A 2,757-nucleotide genomic window follows, 5' to 3' on the forward strand; every position below is an offset into this window, starting at 1 on the left:
GCCGTCGCGTTCGCGGCCTTTGAGACCTGCTTTCACGTACAGTTCGTCGATTTCGACCGGCCCTTCCAACTGTGGATGAGGCGCGTCCAGCGCTCGCAGGAAGCGCTGGACGCGCCGATAGACTGTCTTGTACGAAACGTCGATTTCCACGTCTAACTGTCTGAGACTCGTGTTGAAGCGGATGTAGGTGTAGACGGCAAGAAACCACTTTCTGAGTTCCACCGCGGAGTGTTCGAAGACAGTGCCAGTCTGGTCGTTGAACGTGCGGTCGCAATTCTTACAGAGATACCGCTGAAACACGCGATAGCTGCCGTACCGAATCACAGATTCGGCACGGCAGCGTGGGCAATAGACGCCGTTACGCCAGCGAACCTGTGCCAGCAGGTTCGCGGCGCGACGCTCCGAGACGAACGTCTTGATTGGGAACATCGTTCGTCGGGTGACGCGGTCGCGTCACCCGTGCCCGCTGTGACTTCCAGCGACTGCTGAGACCTTACCAACAATCCTCTACCCAAGAGCGTCTTTGGTATTTAAAGAGGGTGTCATAGAACTCTTCTCACACCGTGATCTCGGTACTTCCCGGATCGTCTCCACGTTCGTAGTTGGTGATGGCAACGACGCGGTCAAGGACTGCGGCCTCGGAAACGTCCGTGCCCGAGACCGCGTCCACGCACGAACAGAAGTATTCCTTGCGCTCTGCCTGCGACTCGTCGTTGCCATCACCAACTACGAGCGAGGGAACGGTCCGGGTTATGAGATGCTATGAGATGGTTTCTATGACACGCTCTTGAAGTGTAATAAACAGATCTCAGCACTACTACAGATAGCCCAGATCCTCTAGTCCTTCTTTAACTGACTCAGACAGATCATCAGCCGTATTTAACACATTATCATTTTTGTACTGGTTAATAGGGGCATCAAACATCTCCCGATATAAATCGGGGAGTTTATTCAGGGGCTGAGAAAACTGTTCCCGTGAAGGCCCGTTTATGTTGAACTCCTTGACTTCTCCCAGCGTGTCCCATTCGATTCTCTTCTCTTGCTCGTAAATACAACGAATCCCTCTGTTCCAGTAGTCGTAGTCTGCAGGGCCAACATCCTGGCTAACTCCCAAACCAATCCTCTCTGCAGGCACTACGGACCGATTAAACGAAACCGATTGATCTTGACTGAATGCAGTGATGAGTTCTGCGAGGTCCAAATGCGAAAACAGAGCTTCCGTCTCCGGAGAGTAGTCATCAGGTGGGTTAATTATTTCGAGGGGTACGTGAAGTAGTGAATGAGATAGTGATCCCACATGACCCCATTTTGGAGGGACATCTGAATGTTCTAGGGCCTCACCATGATCTGAAGTGATAATAACTGTAGTGTCTCTGCTGGTTTGTTCAATTAATGCTTCTACAAACGGTGCGATGATTCGATCAAGGTAATCAACCGCCCCAGAGTATATCCTTCGCCGATTCTCTATTTCACTTGCATCCTCAATTGAGTTATTTTGAGCATTGATCTCCCAGTCTTCGACAGAGTTCGACCACCCTCGTGGCACTTGGGAAATAGAACGGTCATAAAGTAGACAATCTTCATATGGGGAATGTGCCTCCATAAAATTTGCAAAGAAGAAGAAGGGTTCACTCCCACCAATTATTTCATTCTTACTACCAGATACAATCGCTTGGGCCCCATAGTCCCATAAACGAGGAAGGTTTATTGATCTGGTGATGTCGTGGATCTTTGCTGTTGTTCCATTTATTGCGCTCCGAAGTAGCACCCCTTTTTTCCACGACTCAAATAGGTATCGCCAATATCGATGTATCCCAACAGAGTCGGTTGTCCGACTAAACGTATCCATATCAAGCCCACCAGTTATTCCACCGTTTCGACTAACATATAGGAAATGGTCAAACAAGCTATCAAAACCAAATTCAGGCCCAGCAAATACGTTAGTGCTCGTACCTATTTTTTGGAAGTTATTCAAATCTGACAAGAATGTTTCCTCTCGGTCTAAATTTTTGAAAGACAGGCTGTTGGCATGAACGCCATGTTGGTGGGGTAACTTCCCGGTGAGAATTGATGCGTGGCTCGGTGTGCTCCAAGAACTAGCAGCAAATGCATTATCAAATGATATATCGGAAATACTCTTTATATTTTGAGCATACTTATCAAAATAGTCTTTCCTCACTGTGTCTAAAATTAGAAGGATGACATTCCGTTTCATCTTAGCCAGGGTTACTTACTGTCTGATTTTAATTCTACTGATAACTGCAGATACTAAACGCTGTGACCGACGCTATATTTAGTAGACCTTGTTCAGATTAGCTGATTGAAGCAGACGGCGAATGCCTGGTACCACGTTTCTACTTTTTCAGGACGAGCGCAAATGAAATGGTTTGGGAAGGCTTCAATGTTTGCGTTTCGGCTCTTTGAATACACGTTTGTGGCATTCCGATTCCCGTGGGTGACGTGTTGGAATCGGAGTGAATGGCAGTGGCAGGCCGCCTGCAACCAGGGGTGCGCCATCAACCAGGAAGATCGCGTCGGAAACGAGATATTTTGTACAGAGTCCCGAGAGGAACATCCCGGTCAACACTTGGGCCCTATTCGGAAACAGTCGCATATGCGGAGATGAGTCGTGTTGGGATCAGTCGCCGCAAACAGCCGGTAGCGCTGGTCGCCCACTCGAATTACTGTCTCGTCTACTGCGATGTAATTCGATCAGGACCCCTGTGGGCTGTAATAGGGATTAGCATAAGTAGTGAG

Annotated in this window: 2 protein-coding genes and 1 pseudogene; 1 reads left to right on the forward strand and 2 read right to left on the reverse strand. The window is 48.5% G+C overall.

Going from position 1 to position 2,757, the window contains the following annotated elements:
* Positions 1-429, reverse strand: a 429-nt coding sequence (locus RBH22_RS17685) for an IS1 family transposase (RefSeq protein ID WP_306678723.1), incomplete at its 3' end; no start/stop codon positions are given.
* Positions 430-613: 184 nt separating this feature from the next.
* Between RBH22_RS17685 and RBH22_RS17690 the strand changes: the two are divergent.
* Positions 614-766: pseudogene (locus RBH22_RS17690) on the forward strand (IS5/IS1182 family transposase); the annotation flags it as partial.
* A gap of 51 nt (positions 767-817) precedes the next feature.
* Here RBH22_RS17690 and RBH22_RS17695 read toward each other — a convergent pair.
* Positions 818-2,215 carry a sulfatase-like hydrolase/transferase gene (locus tag RBH22_RS17695; RefSeq protein ID WP_306678725.1) on the reverse strand — a complete coding sequence of 466 codons (1,398 nt, stop codon included), beginning with the start codon at positions 2,213-2,215 and terminating at the stop codon, positions 818-820.
* Positions 2,216-2,757 lie beyond the last annotated feature (542 nt).

Source organism: Halobellus sp. H-GB7 (assembly GCF_030848585.1).
Classification (GTDB): domain Archaea; phylum Halobacteriota; class Halobacteria; order Halobacteriales; family Haloferacaceae; genus Haloquadratum; species Haloquadratum inordinatus.

Coding starts and splice junctions, on each gene's coding strand:
- RBH22_RS17695 (WP_306678725.1), bottom strand. CDS start 2,215: ATGAAACGGAATGTCATCCTTCTAATTTTAGACACAGTGAGGAAAGAC.